At 40.7% G+C, this 15,337-nt stretch carries 19 protein-coding genes; 10 read left to right on the top strand and 9 right to left on the bottom strand.

Annotated features, from left to right (window positions below; translation table 11 throughout):
- Window positions 1–103: 103 nt before the first annotated feature.
- The 9 genes from CYL18_RS19655 to CYL18_RS18565 all read right to left on the bottom strand — a co-directional run bounded on the left by CYL18_RS19655 (window position 104) and on the right by CYL18_RS18565 (window position 6,829).
- Window positions 104–226 (bottom strand): hypothetical protein, encoded by a 123-nt coding sequence (locus CYL18_RS19655; RefSeq protein WP_269089204.1) that lies wholly within the window; start codon window positions 224–226, stop codon window positions 104–106.
- 100 nt (window positions 227–326) lie between these two features.
- Window positions 327–980 carry a bifunctional phosphoribosyl-AMP cyclohydrolase/phosphoribosyl-ATP diphosphatase HisIE gene (gene hisIE, locus CYL18_RS18600; RefSeq protein WP_104850959.1) on the bottom strand — a complete coding sequence of 218 codons (654 nt, stop codon included), beginning with the start codon at window positions 978–980 and terminating at the stop codon, window positions 327–329.
- A complete protein-coding gene (gene hisF, locus CYL18_RS18595) occupies window positions 977–1,735 on the bottom strand; it encodes an imidazole glycerol phosphate synthase subunit HisF (RefSeq protein ID WP_104850958.1) in 759 nt (252 codons plus the stop codon). The genes hisIE and hisF overlap by 4 nt, the downstream gene beginning before the upstream one ends.
- Entirely contained in the window at window positions 1,732–2,478 is a 747-nt protein-coding gene (gene hisA, locus CYL18_RS18590) for a 1-(5-phosphoribosyl)-5-[(5-phosphoribosylamino)methylideneamino]imidazole-4-carboxamide isomerase (protein ID WP_104850957.1), read from the bottom strand. Before hisA ends, hisF begins: the two co-directional genes overlap by 4 nt.
- On the bottom strand, window positions 2,475–3,116 hold the full coding sequence (gene hisH / locus CYL18_RS18585) for an imidazole glycerol phosphate synthase subunit HisH (RefSeq protein ID WP_104850956.1): 642 nt from the start codon (window positions 3,114–3,116) through the stop codon (window positions 2,475–2,477). Before hisH ends, hisA begins: the two co-directional genes overlap by 4 nt.
- A gap of 19 nt (window positions 3,117–3,135) precedes the next feature.
- Window positions 3,136–3,723 carry an imidazoleglycerol-phosphate dehydratase HisB gene (gene hisB, locus CYL18_RS18580; protein ID WP_104850955.1) on the bottom strand — a complete coding sequence of 196 codons (588 nt, stop codon included), beginning with the start codon at window positions 3,721–3,723 and terminating at the stop codon, window positions 3,136–3,138.
- Entirely contained in the window at window positions 3,720–4,997 is a 1,278-nt protein-coding gene (gene hisD / locus CYL18_RS18575; RefSeq protein WP_104850954.1) for a histidinol dehydrogenase, read from the bottom strand. Before hisD ends, hisB begins: the two co-directional genes overlap by 4 nt.
- 15 nt (window positions 4,998–5,012) lie before the next feature.
- A complete protein-coding gene (gene hisG / locus CYL18_RS18570) occupies window positions 5,013–5,648 on the bottom strand; it encodes an ATP phosphoribosyltransferase (protein ID WP_104850953.1) in 636 nt (211 codons plus the stop codon).
- The gene (locus tag CYL18_RS18565; RefSeq protein WP_104850952.1) at window positions 5,645–6,829 is read right to left on the bottom strand and encodes an ATP phosphoribosyltransferase regulatory subunit; all 1,185 of its coding nucleotides are present in this window, start codon (window positions 6,827–6,829) and stop codon (window positions 5,645–5,647) included. Before CYL18_RS18565 ends, hisG begins: the two co-directional genes overlap by 4 nt.
- A gap of 402 nt (window positions 6,830–7,231) precedes the next feature.
- On the opposite strand from CYL18_RS18565, the gene CYL18_RS18560 reads away from it, so the two are divergent.
- The 10 genes from CYL18_RS18560 (at window position 7,232) to CYL18_RS18515 (ending at window position 15,120) form a co-directional block, all read left to right on the top strand.
- Window positions 7,232–7,399 (top strand): Fe3+ hydroxamate ABC transporter substrate-binding protein, encoded by a 168-nt coding sequence (locus CYL18_RS18560; RefSeq protein ID WP_104850951.1) that lies wholly within the window; start codon window positions 7,232–7,234, stop codon window positions 7,397–7,399.
- Window positions 7,400–7,723: 324 nt separating this feature from the next.
- Window positions 7,724–8,716 (top strand): VanZ family protein, encoded by a 993-nt coding sequence (locus CYL18_RS18555; RefSeq protein ID WP_104850950.1) that lies wholly within the window; start codon window positions 7,724–7,726, stop codon window positions 8,714–8,716.
- A gap of 235 nt (window positions 8,717–8,951) precedes the next feature.
- Window positions 8,952–9,347 (top strand): hypothetical protein, encoded by a 396-nt coding sequence (locus tag CYL18_RS18550; RefSeq protein ID WP_104850949.1) that lies wholly within the window; start codon window positions 8,952–8,954, stop codon window positions 9,345–9,347.
- Between the two features lie 345 nt (window positions 9,348–9,692).
- Window positions 9,693–10,157 (top strand): DUF6882 domain-containing protein, encoded by a 465-nt coding sequence (locus CYL18_RS18545; RefSeq protein WP_104850948.1) that lies wholly within the window; start codon window positions 9,693–9,695, stop codon window positions 10,155–10,157.
- 98 nt (window positions 10,158–10,255) lie between these two features.
- Window positions 10,256–10,525 (top strand): hypothetical protein, encoded by a 270-nt coding sequence (locus CYL18_RS18540; protein WP_104850947.1) that lies wholly within the window; start codon window positions 10,256–10,258, stop codon window positions 10,523–10,525.
- 167 nt (window positions 10,526–10,692) lie between these two features.
- Window positions 10,693–11,154, top strand: a complete 462-nt coding sequence (locus CYL18_RS18535) for a site-2 protease family protein (RefSeq protein ID WP_104850946.1) — start codon at window positions 10,693–10,695, stop codon at window positions 11,152–11,154.
- 129 nt (window positions 11,155–11,283) lie between these two features.
- A complete protein-coding gene (locus tag CYL18_RS18530) occupies window positions 11,284–12,057 on the top strand; it encodes a hypothetical protein (protein ID WP_104850945.1) in 774 nt (257 codons plus the stop codon).
- Between the two features lie 96 nt (window positions 12,058–12,153).
- A protein-coding gene (locus CYL18_RS18525) for an IS3 family transposase (protein WP_104850944.1) occupies window positions 12,154–13,517 on the top strand; the annotation gives its coding sequence in 2 pieces (ribosomal slippage) (window positions 12,154–12,613 and window positions 12,613–13,517; 1,365 coding nt in all).
- Window positions 13,518–13,561: 44 nt separating this feature from the next.
- Window positions 13,562–14,074 carry a hypothetical protein gene (locus CYL18_RS18520; protein ID WP_236636525.1) on the top strand — a complete coding sequence of 171 codons (513 nt, stop codon included), beginning with the start codon at window positions 13,562–13,564 and terminating at the stop codon, window positions 14,072–14,074.
- 359 nt (window positions 14,075–14,433) lie between these two features.
- Complete coding sequence (locus tag CYL18_RS18515) at window positions 14,434–15,120, top strand: YqeB family protein (RefSeq protein ID WP_049672233.1); 687 nt, start codon at window positions 14,434–14,436, stop codon at window positions 15,118–15,120.
- The last annotated feature ends 217 nt before the right edge of the window (window positions 15,121–15,337 follow it).

Genomic DNA, 15,337 nt, shown 5'->3' with positions numbered 1-15,337 from the left:
TTTTTGGGATAAAAAACATTGTTTCCAAGAGTGAATAAAATGACTCTTTTTATTTACACAATTATATGGACTTAATCCCTTCCGGCCACCATTTCCCCACCCTTCATACCACTTGCATGGGCATAGGGTGGGCATTGCCTGGCTTCTCCCGCCTTTTGCCCACCCTTGTCCCATCCTTCATACCCTTTGCATGGGCATAGGGTGGGCTTTGCCTGGCTTCTCCCACCTTCCGGCCACCATTTCCCCACCCTTCATACCACTTGCATGGGACAAGGGTGGGCATCACCTCGCTTCCCCAAAGAAAAAAAGACTCCAAAGGCAAAATTTCAGCCTTTAAAGTCTTTGTTTTGAATCTTATCTGCATGTCGTTCACGCAGATTCTTTTCAATTTCGGAATAGGGCAATCCTTGTTCACGTAAGAGGACAAGCACATGGAAGAAGAGATCGGATACTTCCCATTTCAATTCATTCACATCGCGGTTTTTGGCTGCGATGATGACCTCTGCGGCTTCTTCACCAACTTTTTTCAGGATTTTATCGACACCTTCTTCGAAAAGGTAGGTGGTATAAGAGCCTTCTGGACGTTCGGCATCGCGGCGGGCAATGATCCGTTCAAGCTCATTAAGGTAGCTAGACCCCGCTGCCCCTGAGGCTTCCAGTTCCTCACCTTCAAGCAGCTTCTCTGTGAAACAGCTGACAGTGCCGGTATGGCAGGCCGGACCGGTCGGGATGACCTTTACAACGAGGGCGTCCTTGTCACAGTCATACATGATTTCCTGCACCTTTTGCGTGTTTCCGCTCGTTTCTCCTTTATGCCATAGCTCCTTGCGGGAACGGCTGTAGAACCAGGTTTCTCGCGTTTCAAGCGTTTTCGCCAAAGACTCCTCATTCATGTAGGCAAGCGTTAGTACCTCTTTCGTATTTGCGTCTTGGACAATCGCAGGCAGCAGCCCGGCTTCGTCAAATTTCAATCCGTTCATCTTACATGCACCCCTTGTTCTTTCAGTCTGCTTTTCACTTCTTGAACACTTGTTTCTTTATAATGAAAGATTGACGCCGCAAGCGCCGCATCGGCTTTTCCTTCGGTGAAGACTGGAGCGAAATCCTCCATGCCTCCCGCTCCTCCTGAGGCAATAACAGGCACGGTCACAGCTTCGCTGACCGCACGTGTCAATTCGAGATGGAACCCGCTTTTTTCACCGTCCTTATCCATACTGGTAAGGAGAATCTCTCCAGCGCCTAGTGCCACGGCCTGTTTGGCCCAGTCAATTGCATTGAGTTCCGTCGGTTTTCGTCCGCCATGGGTGTACACGCGATAGCCGCCGAATTCAGAATCATATTTAGCATCAATCGCTAGGACAATGCACTGATTGCCGAAGTATGCAGCTCCTTCCGCAATCAGCTGCGGACGCAGGACAGCTGCCGTATTAACGGAAACCTTGTCCGCTCCAGAGCGGAGGATGGTTCTCATATCTTCGACAGTGTTAATTCCGCCGCCAACTGTAAAAGGAATACTGAGGACAGAGGCGGCTTTCTTCACCACCTCGACCATCGTTTTCCGTCCTTCATGGGAGGCAGAGATATCGAGGAACACCAGCTCGTCGGCTCCTTGGTCATCATACATTTGGGCAAGCTCGACCGGATCGCCGGCATCCTGCAATCCGAGAAACTGGATTCCTTTGACAACACGGCCTTCTTTTACATCCAAGCAAGGTATAATGCGCTTCGTAATCATGCTTTCCCCTCCGCTTCCAGCAAGGCTTCTGGGAGAGTGAATCGATTTTCGTACAATGCTTTACCGATAATCACTCCCTCAATTCCAGCCGATTGATGCTGCTTCAAAGCAGCAATATCCTCAAGACGACTCATCCCGCCAGAGGCAATCACATTTTTACCGGTAATACGGGCTAATTCAGCCGTTGCACTTACATTCGGGCCGCTCAGCATGCCATCATTAGCTATATCGGTGAATATAAACCACTCCGCACCCTTGTCGGCAAAATACTTCCCTAAATCTAGCACGGTCCACTCACTCGTCTCAAGCCAGCCATCTGTCGCGACCTTTCCGCTCTTGCCATCCAAACCAATGGCGATTTGGCCGGGATATTTCTGAATCATCTCTTCAGCAAATGCTGGTTCTCTAACAGCAATGCTCCCTAATATCACGCGAGCCACACCGTTCTCAAGATAATGGTTGACCTGCCTCTCACTTCTGATTCCTCCGCCGATTTGGATGGAGACATCCTTTAGCTCCTGAGCCGCTTTCAGAACATAGGAATCATTCACAAGCGAGCCTTCCTTCGCCCCATCCAAGTCAACCATATGAATCCATGAAGCTCCCATTTCTGCAAAGGATTTTGCCATATCGAACGGTGAATCACCATAAACAGTTTCTTGTTCATAATCTCCCTGCAGAAGGCGGACACAGCGCCCTCCCCTCATATCAATCGCGGGGTAGATGGTAAATGATTTTGTCATTGGATAAGCCTCTCCTTCTCTTCGACTAACTTGATGTAATTCTGGAGCAGCGCTTTCCCCATCTGGCCGCTCTTTTCGGGATGGAATTGCATTCCCAAAACGTTGCCATAACCGACGATGCCTGGAACCTCTACATCATAAGCAGCAGTAGCCAGAAGCTCGGAACGATTGCCCACCTCCGCATAATAGGAATGGACAAAATAGACATAGTCCTCTTTAAGCCCAGCAAATAAGGGATGCTCCTTTTGAAAATGAAGCTTATTCCACCCCATATGGGGAACCTTATACCTATTCCCTTCCCGGTCAATCCCAGAGAACTTCGCGATATGTCCTTTCAAAAATCCAAGGCCTGTCGAAAAACCATGCTCATCACTGCTTTCAAACAAGAGCTGCATCCCTAAGCAGATGCCAAGCAGCGGCTTGCCGCTTGCTGTGTATTCCTTTAAAAAGACATCAAGCCCCTGCTTCCGAAGTTCTGCCATCGCATCCGGGAATGCTCCAACACCTGGCAAAATCAGTCCCTCACAGGAGGCGAGCACCTTTGGTTCTCCGCTGATAATCGTTTCTGCTCCTAGCCGATTCAATGCGTTGTTCACACTAAATAAATTTCCCATTCCATAGTCAATAATGCCGATCAAGCTACTCCCCCCCTTTTCGTTACAGCATCCCTTTTGTGGATGGGATGCCTTTTACACGCGGATCGATGGTTGTCGCTTCATCCAATGCGCGCCCGAGCGCTTTGAAGATGGCCTCCACAATATGATGGGAGTTGCGTCCATAATGGACGATGACATGCAGGTTCATTTTAGCCTCAATCGCAAGCTTCCAAAGGAATTCATGCACAAGCTCCGTGTCAAAATCCCCAATCATCGGTGCTGGGATATCGGCCCGAAACTCCAGATGCGGACGATTGCTGAGGTCAACAACCACTTGGGCAAGCGCTTCATCCATCGGCACGAATGCATTGCCATAACGTTTAATGCCTTTTTTGTCACCGAGCGCTTTCGTGAGGGCCTGTCCCAGGCAGATACCGATATCCTCTGTCGTATGATGACCGTCAACCTCGACATCTCCATCTGCATCAACCGTCAAGTCAAAGTGCCCATGCTTGGCGAATAGATCCAGCATATGGGATAAAAACGGCACGCCTGTTTCAAGCTCGGATTTCCCCTCCCCGTCAATGCCGAATGCAAGTTTTATATTCGTTTCATTCGTTCTTCTCTCGATTTGTGCCTCTCTAATCATTCGCTCTCCTCCTTTAGCCTTGCTTCTACGGCACGCGCATGCGCCTCTAATCCTTCTAATCTGGCAAATGCGGCTATCTTGGCGGCATTACGCTCCATATCTTCCTTGCTGTACATAATCAAGCTCGTTTTCTTTTGGAAATCGTCCACATTTAACGGGCTTGAGAATCGGGCCGTTCCATTCGTCGGCAGCACATGATTCGGACCTGCGAAATAATCGCCAACAGGCTCTGAGCTATACGCACCAATGAAAATCGCGCCGGCATGCTTGATCGCACCCGTGACATTCATCGCATCCTTTGTCTGGATTTCCAAATGCTCAGGGGACAGCTCGTTAATTGCCGCTACGGCCTCTTCCATCGTTTCAGCTACATAGATTCCGCCAAATTCCTCCCAAGCAGATGCCGCAATTTCCTTCCTTGGCAAGCTTTCAAGCTGCATTTCTACCTCTGCCTTCACTTGCTCTGCTAATTCACGGCTCGTCGTTACCAAAACACTGCAGGCACGCGCATCATGCTCTGCCTGGGATAAAAGATCTGCTGCCACATAGCGGGCATCAGCCGTCTCGTCGGCTAGTACGGCTATTTCACTTGGCCCAGCGATCATATCAATATCGACATCGCCGTATACCTCGCGTTTGGCAAGAGCGACATATATATTGCCCGGTCCCGTAATTTTATCCACCTTCGCAATCGTTTCGGTCCCATAAGCGAGCGCACCGATGGCTTGGGCACCGCCAACCTTATAGATGTCGGTCACGCCAGCAATCGAAGCCGCAGCAAGCACTGATGCCGGCAGCTTGCCGTCTTTACCCGGCGGGGACACCATGACGATTCGCTCTACTCCGGCGACATGTGCGGGAATGGCGTTCATGAGTACAGAAGATGGATAAGCCGCCGTTCCGCCTGGGACATATATCCCGACAGAATCAAGCGGTGTCCGCTTTTGTCCGAGCATCGTGCCGCTAGCCGCGAGGTCGACCCAGGAATTTTGCTTTTGTTTCTCATGATAGGAGCGGATGTTACCTGCTGCCTCTTCCATGATTTTAATCATGCCCTCTGGCAAACGTTCAAGTGACTCTTCGATTTCCTCTTTCGTCACCTTTAAGGATGAAAGAGCCACCTGATCAAACTTTTCCGTGTAGCGAATTAACGCTCGGTCACCCTCCGCTGCTACATCCTGAAGGATTTTTCGAACGGCCTCACGCTGGGCATCCGTTCCGCCGTCTACCGTCCTCTTAAGAGATAATCCGCTTTGCAATGACTTGATTTCCATGCTTATGCCCTCCTTCTATGCGTGAACATTGAGTACGTTCCTGAGTCTTGCCACCATATCGGTAATCTCCCGCTCGTGCAGGCGATAGCTAACCGGATTAGCAATTAAACGAGATGTCACCTTCTTGATGGTCGCATATTCGACAAGGCCATTCTCCCGAAGCGTCTGCCCGGTTGAGACGATATCGACAATACGGTCAGCAAGCCCAATCATCGGTGCGAGCTCAATTGAGCCGTTCAGCTTGATAATCTCGACCTGCTCCCCCTGTTCTCGGAAGTATTGGGAGGCGATATTCGGGTACTTGCTCGCAATCTTTGGAGCGACTTTGCTCATTTCTGTATTAGGCAAGCCTGCGACTGCTAAATGACAAGCACTGATTTGCAAATCAAGCAGCTCATACACATCCCGCTCTTCCTCCATCATGACATCCTTTCCGGCAATCCCGATATCAGCAACGCCATGCTCTACATAGGTAGGCACATCCATTGGTTTGGATAGAATGAAGCGAAGCGGTTCATGCTCAAGCTCAATGATTAATTTGCGCGTATCCTCAAACTCAGGCGGCAATTGATAATCCGCTTTACGCAGCAGTTCGACTGCCTCGTCAAAAATGCGCCCCTTCGGCATCGCAACCGTCAATCGTTCCTTCATGATTCTCCCCCCAATTCCTTGGCATCGAGCATATACGAAATATTTGTGAAATTTCTAGTGAATGTATCGAGATGAGCTATCCCGGCGATGTTTTGCGTGACAACCGCTTTCCCTTCCGCTCGCAAAGCCGCTGCCTTTTCCATTGCCGCAAGCTGCCCTGCTTCATTGTAGATGAGGCATAGAGGCGGCTCCTCTGCATCGACAGCCCCAATCGCTTCGATGATACGATCCAGTCTTAGTCCAAAGCCCGTGGCTGGTGCATCCTGGCCAAAATTCCTGTAAAGCTCATTGTAGCGTCCTCCATTTCCAAGCGGAAAACCAACATGGTCGCCAAGGACTTCAAATAGAATTCCAGTATAGTAATCCATATGACTGACTAGGGTTAAATCAAAGGAAAGATGGCTGTTAATGCCTGCCTTCTTCAGCATATGCGCAAGCTCCTTCAATTCACGGAGGGCTGTACTGCCTACATTCTGTTCTGTCAGCTCTAATGCAAGATCGAGCACATCCTCATTCCCTTTTAAATCAGGGAGTTTGTTTAGAATTTGCTGACTGTTCGCCGGCAAATTAAGCTCTTGCACATATTCCCGGTACCCGACATAATTCTTCTCAAATAAATATCGGCGCATGACTCCTGCCCGCTCCTCAGTTCCGCCATAATGGCGAAGTACCTCGTGCACGAAAGCTATATGGCCAATCGTAATATGATAATGGGAGAGCCCGGCAGCTTGCAGGACGCCTGTCAGCAAAGTCATGACTTCCGCATCAGCTGACAAGGTCTTATCGCCGATCATTTCAACGCCGAATTGCTCAAACTCTGCAAGACGTCCGCCTTCCTTCTCCTGTGACCTGAATACATTTGCACTATACGCCATCCTTAAAGGATTGCCCTCCTTCAATAAGTGAGAGGATGCGACCCTGGCAATTGGCGCGGTCATATCCGGACGAAGGACAAGACTATGCCCCTCCTTATCAAGAAGCTTGAATAGCTGCTGGTCTTTGATTGCAGACACCTGACCGACAGTCTCATAAAACTCCAGTGACGGAGTATCCAGGAAACGATATCCATACAACTTTGTCTCCTTCGCCATGCGGCTTCGAACTGATTCTTTTAATCTAAATAATTCCGGCAATGTATCACGCATGCCGATTGGTTTCTCAAACATAAAAAGATTTGGCATCCTAAACATTCCTTTATGATAAATTTACTTTAGTTCGCTAATGTGATAATAAGATGAAGTTAAACAAAGTGTACTCTTCTTACTGACTATCGTCAAGCAGCAGACAACCGTATATCTCTCTTTCTTTCATTCTATTATTATTTCACGAGCATATAAAATAAAAACCCTGCCCGCATGGACAAGGTTTCATATGTAAGAGTTATCTAATCCACATAGCAAGCACAAATAACACCCAAAGTTAATCGGCAACTCGATAATCAATAAAAGGATAAGGATGTAAACATAATCCCAAAGAGGATTAATGGCTTTTTGTGTGGAATTTCTTATTGTAGAAACGGGGCAGTTTAGTGAAATAAGGAATTAATCTATAATAGAATATTAGGGATTATAAGGGGGATATAAATGTTTGGAGAAAAGCCTAAGTGTACTAAATGCGGTAAAGAAATCAAGGGTGATGAGGTTGTTTATATAAAAATGCGTTATCCAAAGCGAAAAGGGATAACTGAACTAAAAGCGTATTTAAGTAACGAAGGGGTTTTCATATGCGAAGATTGCTTCCAACAAAAATAAAATAAAACAGGGGCATTGATCAAAGAAGGATTAATGTCTTTTTATGTTGAATTCCTTATGGAAGTAAAGGGGCAGGTTAGCTAAACAAGAATTAGTAAAATAGAGTTGATAAAAACTGAAACTCCTCAATCGATACTGTTTATTATAATAGGAAAAATGTATTAGTGTGAGAGGGTTGTTATGGAGTTTCAGTTTGCTTGTAATCATTGTGGCGTTAGAGGGATGTTCAAGTTCCTCTGAAGCTTCGAGTTCTCCTGATGCAAAAGACGCTGGCTATCAAATAGTAGACAAGACTCACTCTATAGAAAAGAAAGGATTGTAATTATGTATCAAGGGAAGTTACGAAAAATTACGATTTTGTTGTTAACATTATATACAGCTTTGATCTTCTTTTTCTTGTATCTTGGTTTCAATAGAGGTTCCCTAGGGCAAGACTCTAGTTTACGATTTAACCTAATACCTGGGGGAATTAACTTGAACTATCCAATGGGAAGAGACTTTCAAAATTGGTTTTTTCAGTTCGGGAATTTTGTAGCGTTCATACCTTTTGGGATTATCATTCCACTCCTGTTTCGATGTAGTTTTAGACGTTTTATAACCTTTTTTATTTTGTCTATAACAATACTTGAGACACTACAAATGCTTTCTCGTTTGGGATCATTTGATATAGACGATATCATCATTAATTCATTAGGTGCTTCGGTAGGATTTGCGGCACAGCGAATAGTCATCGGAGACCGAGATAAACCAAAAGGGATTTGCAAAATATTCTCAGTGGCTATTGTACTTGCCCTCGGCACTATTATAATTATTGGCGGCATCAATAATTATCTAGAAAAAGGGGGAGGGGAAACCGCAGCTCTGAATGAACTGATCTTAAAAGATGGGTCTGTACAGTGGGATGAAAGCTTGTCCAGCTTTACAGTAGAACGAAAAGAGGTTACGCCTCAAATAAATCTGTATAGTAGAAATAATACGAAAAACAATGAATTCACGTATCATTTAGATGGCAAATATAAAGAACTAACAGGATATGTCGCCATACCGGACGATGTAATTAACGCTTCAAGTAGAGAGGGTAGTGACATAGAATTCATCAGTGGCGGAACAGTCATTTATTCGTTAGGGTTATCATTCACAGGCGAGGAGGATTTTCAAATCCCTTTAGATGGCCTAAATGATCTTACCATAAAAATAGTGAACAAAGACCCCAATCCAACGACAAATGCTGTGATGTGGGATATCACTCTTACTGAGGTAAACACAGGACAAAAAGTTATAAACAATATAAGAGAAAAAATAAGAACATTATTCTAACAAGCCCCCAACAAAGAAACGAAAATAAGCTGTCCATAAGAGGGGTACCTTATTTTTGTTGTTGATATTGTGATTAATTTTCACTTAAAGTAACGGGGGCATTACTCCATAGCAAGGGCTGTGATCAGCTCTTTTTTCTTATGCTGCTAAAGGGGCAGTTTAGTTGAATAACAATTTATCCTTAAAGAAAAATGTTATAATTTAACTATAAATCATATTTTTGGAGGCGGTTTTTTTGGAGGTTACATTTACTGGTCACGAGCTAAACCCAATGTACGATATGAAAAAATTATCAATAGTTACAACACAGATAATTGCTGACGAATTACAGAAAGAAGTTGATCAAAAGAGGAAGGTTCAAATTACTACATCGAGTTCCTTAATTATTGCGGATAAAATCAATACTCAAGAGCCGAACCTTACCAATTTGCCATTACTTGATTTGGCCTTACTTAAATCTGAAGACACAATATTTCCACTAATGAAAGAAAACAAAGTAACAAATCAAAGTGGAATAATTGTTTTGAACAATGTAAAAATCGTCCCTTTTGCAAATCCTGACAATGTGATTGAGTTAGAAAGTTATGCTCTTTTTACGGACCATATTATGGGATTCTACTTAACCGAATAACCTATAAAACAAACTAACGCGAATTATCCGATAACAAGGGCTGGGATCAGCTCTTTTTTGCTATTTAGCTAAAGGGGCAGGTTAGCGGAAGAGGGAATCTCGGTAGTAATAGAGAAATATTATATAAAGGCTGTTTTCGTATAGTTTGTTTCTTTCTTCTTCAGGTTTTCACCTAAATCAAGCAAGATTTGAAAAACTAGTTGTGCAAAGGCTTATTTCAGCTTGCGAAAAAGCAAATGATACAACTTTTCAATCTATAAAAAGGTTTGAAACGCAAGGAATATATGTAATTAATGTAGAATTGACAATATAGAAGTTTACTTTCTTTGAACGGAGATTGAGATAATGCCGATGACAGATATACAATTTGATCAATACCTCGATTATTGTTATGACAAACTAGAGATGAAGCAAGCTGAACTCTTGGAAAGTTACGGTATTAGTCGTTTTGAAGAATATTGGTATAGTCAAGAAGATGGTATTTTGCAATTTAAATTAGATGGTGAAGTTAAATTAGAATTTAACGTTATTTTTATAGGTTCTTGGTCCAGCAATAGTGATACCTGGATGTGGTCTTGGGGCAACGAAAGTATGACTGATAACGCAAGAAGACAATCTGCTTCACTTAAAGAATTACACCAGGTATCAGGTTTTGATATTTTTGCGAAGCCGTTTTTTGAATGCGACGAGGCAATGGCACACGAATTAACTGCATTTGCTGTAGAACATCTAAATGCAAAAGGAATGTACATATCACCTGATGGTAAAAGCCTTTTGTTTATGGCAGTTATGTCACCCAATCCATCATAAAATTCAAGGAGGGATACCCCTCCTTTTTGCTTATCCAAAAGCAACAATCATTTAGAAAACAGCCTATATAAAAAACAGATTCTTTAGAAGGTGAAGCAATGTTTTTTAGAAAAAAGAGATATTTTGTTTGTTCAGTTTGTGGCTATGATTATTTACCAGGGCCTTTATATATAAATGGTACTCCTGATGTAAGCCTTATTTGTGCTTGCTGTGGATTTCAACCAGGGTATGACGATGAAGAATTAGGATATACCTTGGAAAGTTATCGAGAAGAGTGGATCCAAAAAGGAGCTAAGTGGTTTCGGGAAAAAGAAAAGCCAAAGCAATGGAATTTAAAGAAGCAACTGAAAAATATAAATATCAGGTAGAGTGCAAGACCAAGATTGAAAATAGCATTCTTTTTTCTTTTATAAAACTGTCAAATTGATGGCTTTTTCTTATGCTGCTAAAGGGGCAGGTTAGCGGAAGTAGGATTTTCTACTTTATCTGTCGAATATTGGTGTTAAACGCATATTTACGACAGGAGTTGGTCTGATTGACGTTGCTTGATAACGATCTTCTTAATTTAATTAATTTGGTTATTTCATTTTTTATGTCCATTATCATTCACGAGTTGGGTCACGCTTTCTTTGTAAAAATATTTAGAGGGAAAGTTAATGGATTAGGTATTGGTATGTTTGGTGAAACTTTTTTTGAATTTAAAAGGTTTTATATTAAAAAGGACTTTTATCGTGGATCAATTATGTGGGAATTACCAGTAAATATAAAAGATTATCAATTAATTCTGGTATATTTTGGTGGTCCTCTATTTAATTTAATAATAGGGCTAGTATGTTGGATATTTGGTAATCCAGAATATCAATATTATTACGATGTAATTATGAATATTTCTTTTGTTATGGCTTTTATTAATCTCCTTCCATTTTATCATTCGTCATCTATGAAGAGTGATGGCAGAGGTATTTTAGATGTTTTCAAAGAAAGGAAGACTGCTTGAAATAGTTGCTTTAAGTTAACTTAACAATAGGGGCAGGTTAGTTGAACAAGCTCACCCCTAAAAATAAAGGAGTTTTGTGAAATAATATAGAAGTAATTTCCATAGTTATTTTAAAGGTGGTTTCAAGATTTGAATTTTAATATTAACATCAAAAATAATTCTATCCAAGTAAGTCATATCACTGTTAATCTTCCTGATCATAATTCCAATGAGTTTTCTATTTTTCAGGATTTTGTACCTTATTTCGGATGTGAAACAAATTATGATGCGGAAGTAAAGATTAAAAAGAAAGCCAAGGAGCATAATCTTAAAGTTAGTTTTGATAGCGAAGCAGATAACATAGGAATTTATACAAAGAACCCTGAAAAAATGTTTAGTTTAATTCTTTTAATAAACGAACTTGCAAGTGAGAAATATAAAATAATTTTTACGCTTGAGGAAGAAGAACAATTAAAGTCAGCCCTTAACAAGTGGAAGAGACCAAAGAAACAAAGATGGAAAGAAGGAGATATCTTCTCAATAAAATTATCTAATGGGTCATACGCTTATGCACAAATTGCAGAGAAATATGAAGGAGTTCAGCCAGTTTGTGTACTTTTTGAGGGCACCTATGATGAGTTACCTGAATTACAAAATTTACTTACCAAGAAAATAATCGCACTATTAAGTATCGTTGGATATGGGTTAAATGACTTTACATATAAAGTTATATATTCGACTACACCAGTTATAAAGGTGCCAGTGCCAAGAAAAAGAGACTCAGTGCGTTATATCACATATGACGACTCCACACTAATTGAGTTAGCAGAATCATTCGCAGGGATAAAGGAGTGGGAGTCTAATCTAGACAGTATGGTAATAAAAGATAATTTAGTGCCCTGGTTGAAAGCATCTAAGATATAATAATTATGTACATTAGCTTAAGCTAACTGGGGCGTTGATCCAAGTGAACTGCCCCGTAAAAGTTAGACACCAATCTAACTTTTACGGGGTGTTTTTATGGCAAAATTTAGTTCAGAAGAAAAATTAAAAATTGTATTAAGGTATTTAGAAGGAAATGAAAGTATAAATGCAATCTCTAAAGAAACAAAGGCGAGTCATTCTGCTATATGTGAGTGGATTAGGTTTTATAAAGAGTCTGGTGAACAAGCTTTTATAAAATCATATACAAGTTATACAGTAGAGTTTAAACTTAATGTACTCAATTATATGAAGATAACGGGTACAACTTCTCGTGAAGCTGCTGCGATTTTTAACATTTCTTCATCTGGCATGGTTCGTAGATGGAGAATAGCATTTCAAACAGGAGGTATAGATGCCCTACAGCCAAAGAAAAAGGGGCGTAAATCTATGAATAAAGAAATTAAGTCTAAGAATTTGAAACAACTACCTCCGGTAGAAGGCTCACTAGAAGCTCTACAAGCAGAAAATGAACGTTTACGTATGGAGAATGCTTATCTAAAAAAGTTAAATGCTTTAGTTCAAGATCAGGAAAAATTACAAACAAAATCAAAGCGCAAGTAATTTTTGAACTAAAGAAAGAGTTTGATGTCGTGGAATTAGTTAAAGTCGCTGACATTCCACGAAGTACGTATTATTTTTGGGAAAAACGACTAAATCGAGAAGATAAATATCTAGAAGTAAAACAAGCAATAGAAACGATTTACCATGAACATAAGGGTCGTTACGGTTATCGTCGTATCAAAAAGGAATTAGAGAAATTGAACCACTTTTTTGATAAGAAAACCATTAATCGTTTAATGAATGAGATGGGTTTAAAGTGCCTAGTACGTATGAAAAAGTACCGATCATATCGTGGAACAGTTGGCAAAATAGCCCCTAATTTACTAAATCGCAATTTCCACGCAGACAACATGAATGAGAAATGGGTAACAGATGTAACAGAGTTTCACTTATTTGGCGAAAAGCGTTATTTATCACCCATTTTAGATTTATGTAATGGAGAAATTATTGCTTATAAAGTAATGGATCGTCCTGTTTATTCACTGGTTGGAGAGATGTTAGAAGAGGCAGTTAAAAGATTACAACCAAGTAATGAGCTCATTCTCCATTCTGATCAAGGTTGGCATTATCAGATGGATAAATATCAAGATAGATTAAGAGAATATGGTATTCGACAGAGTATGTCCCGTAAGGGGAATTGCTTAGACAACGCAGTCATAGAGAATTTCTTTGGTTTATTAAAGTCTGAACTACTTTATTTACAAGAATTTGAGACGATAGAACATTTTGAACGAGAATTAAATGAATATATCTATTATTATAATCACAAACGAATGAAGGAAAAATTAAAAGATCTAAGTCCAATTGAATACCGGACTCAGATCTTAGAAGTTGCTTAATTTTTTTGTGTCTAACTTTCTTGGGTCAGATCAAAGGAGGATTAATGCTCTTTTTTGTTGAATTCCTTATTGTAGAAACGGGGCAGGTTAGCGGAAGAAGGAATACAAACTTTGCTGTTGAATTATTGTCTTTAGAAACGTTTTTGGGGGTTGGTTCGATGGAGAATTTAAGTAAATTAGACTTTGGCTATTTTATCGGGCAAGTTGTAACAAGTATAAATACCGAAGAAAATCAACCTTTAGGTATTATTCTTGAAAAAGGATGGTTAATGGTTGAATGCCCGTGGAGAATTCGGAAAGGCAAAGATATTATATTAGGTGAAACAGATTGTGTGTCCGAACCTGAAAAATTTTCACATAAAAACTTAAAAAAACTACTCATTTCTAAGAAGATATTAAACATTTCATTTTTTGAACAGCTAATATTGATTATCGAGTTTGAAGATAATCTGACCTTTGAATTATTTCACGCTAGTAGTTACTTCGAGGGATGGTCATTTCAAGGGGACAATGGATTTGACGTATATACATTGCCTGGAGGAAAAGTTTGTTATTAAGCTAATGGGGCTTTACTTCGATTCAAGGGATGTGTTCAGTTCTTATTTGTTATACAGCTAAAGGGGCAGATTAGTTAAATACGGAGTAATAAAGTAATCAAACTTTTAGAGTGGCAATAAAGTAAATCCAACGTATAATGGCGTTAATTGGATTATGAATCATAAAAATTATTAACTAAACATATTATAGAGCTGGGATATTAATATAGCAGAGGCCAGGAGAGGACAATCATCAAGGCGGCAATTGAGATATTAAGAATCTATGTTTACAAAACAAAATTATTTAAATTTATAAGAATGTACTGAGGGTTTGAAAACCCTTATTTTTATATGATAGATAGGATGAAAGGAGAGAAAAAGTGAAAGATAAAGAAATAGTTCTTGGGCTCAGTAGGTTCGAAAAGAAACTATACTTTTGGGTTCCGATGGTGCTAGGAGGAATGCTTGGTTGGTTTATACCAGTAATTTCAGATTTGTTATTAAAACTTCCTGTGGTTCCTTGGGGAGGGATTATTGAATTCATTGCATCATTGAACAGCCTATGGTTCTCCATAGTGGCTTCCATTATAGGGATCATTGTGGGGATAATATGGACTTTGATAATATATAACGAGAGCCTTGAAATTAAAATCAACTTTGAAAATCTGCAATTAAAAATAGATGATAAGATAGACACCATAGATAAGAAGGACATTTCAGCGATTTATATAGATTATAATCAGTTAGTTATTCTTGGTGAAAGCAGTAATCAGTTATATAGAGAGGTTTTGGATGCTAAAAAAGAGACTGCACAGGAGGCTTTTAATCTTTTTCAATATCCTTGGTGTGAAAAAGACCCATATGAAGGTCAATACCAAAGATGGGTATTAGGGCATCCTGACTTTCCAGAAAAAATAAATGCTTTATTATATGCTAGGGAGATTACCTTGAGAGAGGGTAAGAAGAAAGAAGCTAAATATTTGCAAATGGATCTGGCCAAACTTGGGGTAGTTATTAAAGATGAAAATAATGCTCAATATGTGAGGCTTGCTAAAGGGATTAATTAGATCCATTCAGATATAGATATGAAGAGAGAAAAGTTATCCCTATTTTTGTCTAACGGATGCGATTGCGAAATAAGAGCAGTCGCTTTTTTACTAGAGGGGCAGCATTCCTGTAATGAATGAAGTAAGTTAGTGAAGTATTGTACTTAAATGTAGTGTAGTGCTTTGATACCTTGAAAAGTATCTTTGAAGTTGAAAAACCACCTAAAATATCACAAAT

The organism is Pradoshia eiseniae (assembly GCF_002946355.1).
GTDB lineage: Bacteria > Bacillota > Bacilli > Bacillales > Pradoshiaceae > Pradoshia > Pradoshia eiseniae.
Note: the sequence above shows the minus strand (reverse complement) of the source record. Positions and strands in the feature narration are given on the sequence as shown.

What these genes read in the sequence shown, in the direction of transcription:
- hisIE (WP_104850959.1), bottom strand. Translation starts at nt 980, where the DNA reads ATGAACGGATTGAAATTTGACGAAGCCGGGCTGCTGCCTGCGATTGTC.
- hisF (WP_104850958.1), bottom strand. Translation starts at nt 1,735, where the DNA reads ATGATTACGAAGCGCATTATACCTTGCTTGGATGTAAAAGAAGGCCGT.
- hisA (WP_104850957.1), bottom strand. Translation starts at nt 2,478, where the DNA reads ATGACAAAATCATTTACCATCTACCCCGCGATTGATATGAGGGGAGGG.
- hisB (WP_104850955.1), bottom strand. Translation starts at nt 3,723, where the DNA reads ATGATTAGAGAGGCACAAATCGAGAGAAGAACGAATGAAACGAATATA.
- hisD (WP_104850954.1), bottom strand. Translation starts at nt 4,997, where the DNA reads ATGGAAATCAAGTCATTGCAAAGCGGATTATCTCTTAAGAGGACGGTA.
- hisG (WP_104850953.1), bottom strand. Translation starts at nt 5,648, where the DNA reads ATGAAGGAACGATTGACGGTTGCGATGCCGAAGGGGCGCATTTTTGAC.
- CYL18_RS18565 (WP_104850952.1), bottom strand. Translation starts at nt 6,829, where the DNA reads ATGCCAAATCTTTTTATGTTTGAGAAACCAATCGGCATGCGTGATACA.
- CYL18_RS18560 (WP_104850951.1), top strand. Translation starts at nt 7,232, where the DNA reads ATGTTTGGAGAAAAGCCTAAGTGTACTAAATGCGGTAAAGAAATCAAG.
- CYL18_RS18555 (WP_104850950.1), top strand. Translation starts at nt 7,724, where the DNA reads ATGTATCAAGGGAAGTTACGAAAAATTACGATTTTGTTGTTAACATTA.
- CYL18_RS18545 (WP_104850948.1), top strand. Translation starts at nt 9,693, where the DNA reads ATGCCGATGACAGATATACAATTTGATCAATACCTCGATTATTGTTAT.
- CYL18_RS18540 (WP_104850947.1), top strand. Translation starts at nt 10,256, where the DNA reads ATGTTTTTTAGAAAAAAGAGATATTTTGTTTGTTCAGTTTGTGGCTAT.
- CYL18_RS18520 (WP_236636525.1), top strand. Translation starts at nt 13,562, where the DNA reads ATGCTCTTTTTTGTTGAATTCCTTATTGTAGAAACGGGGCAGGTTAGC.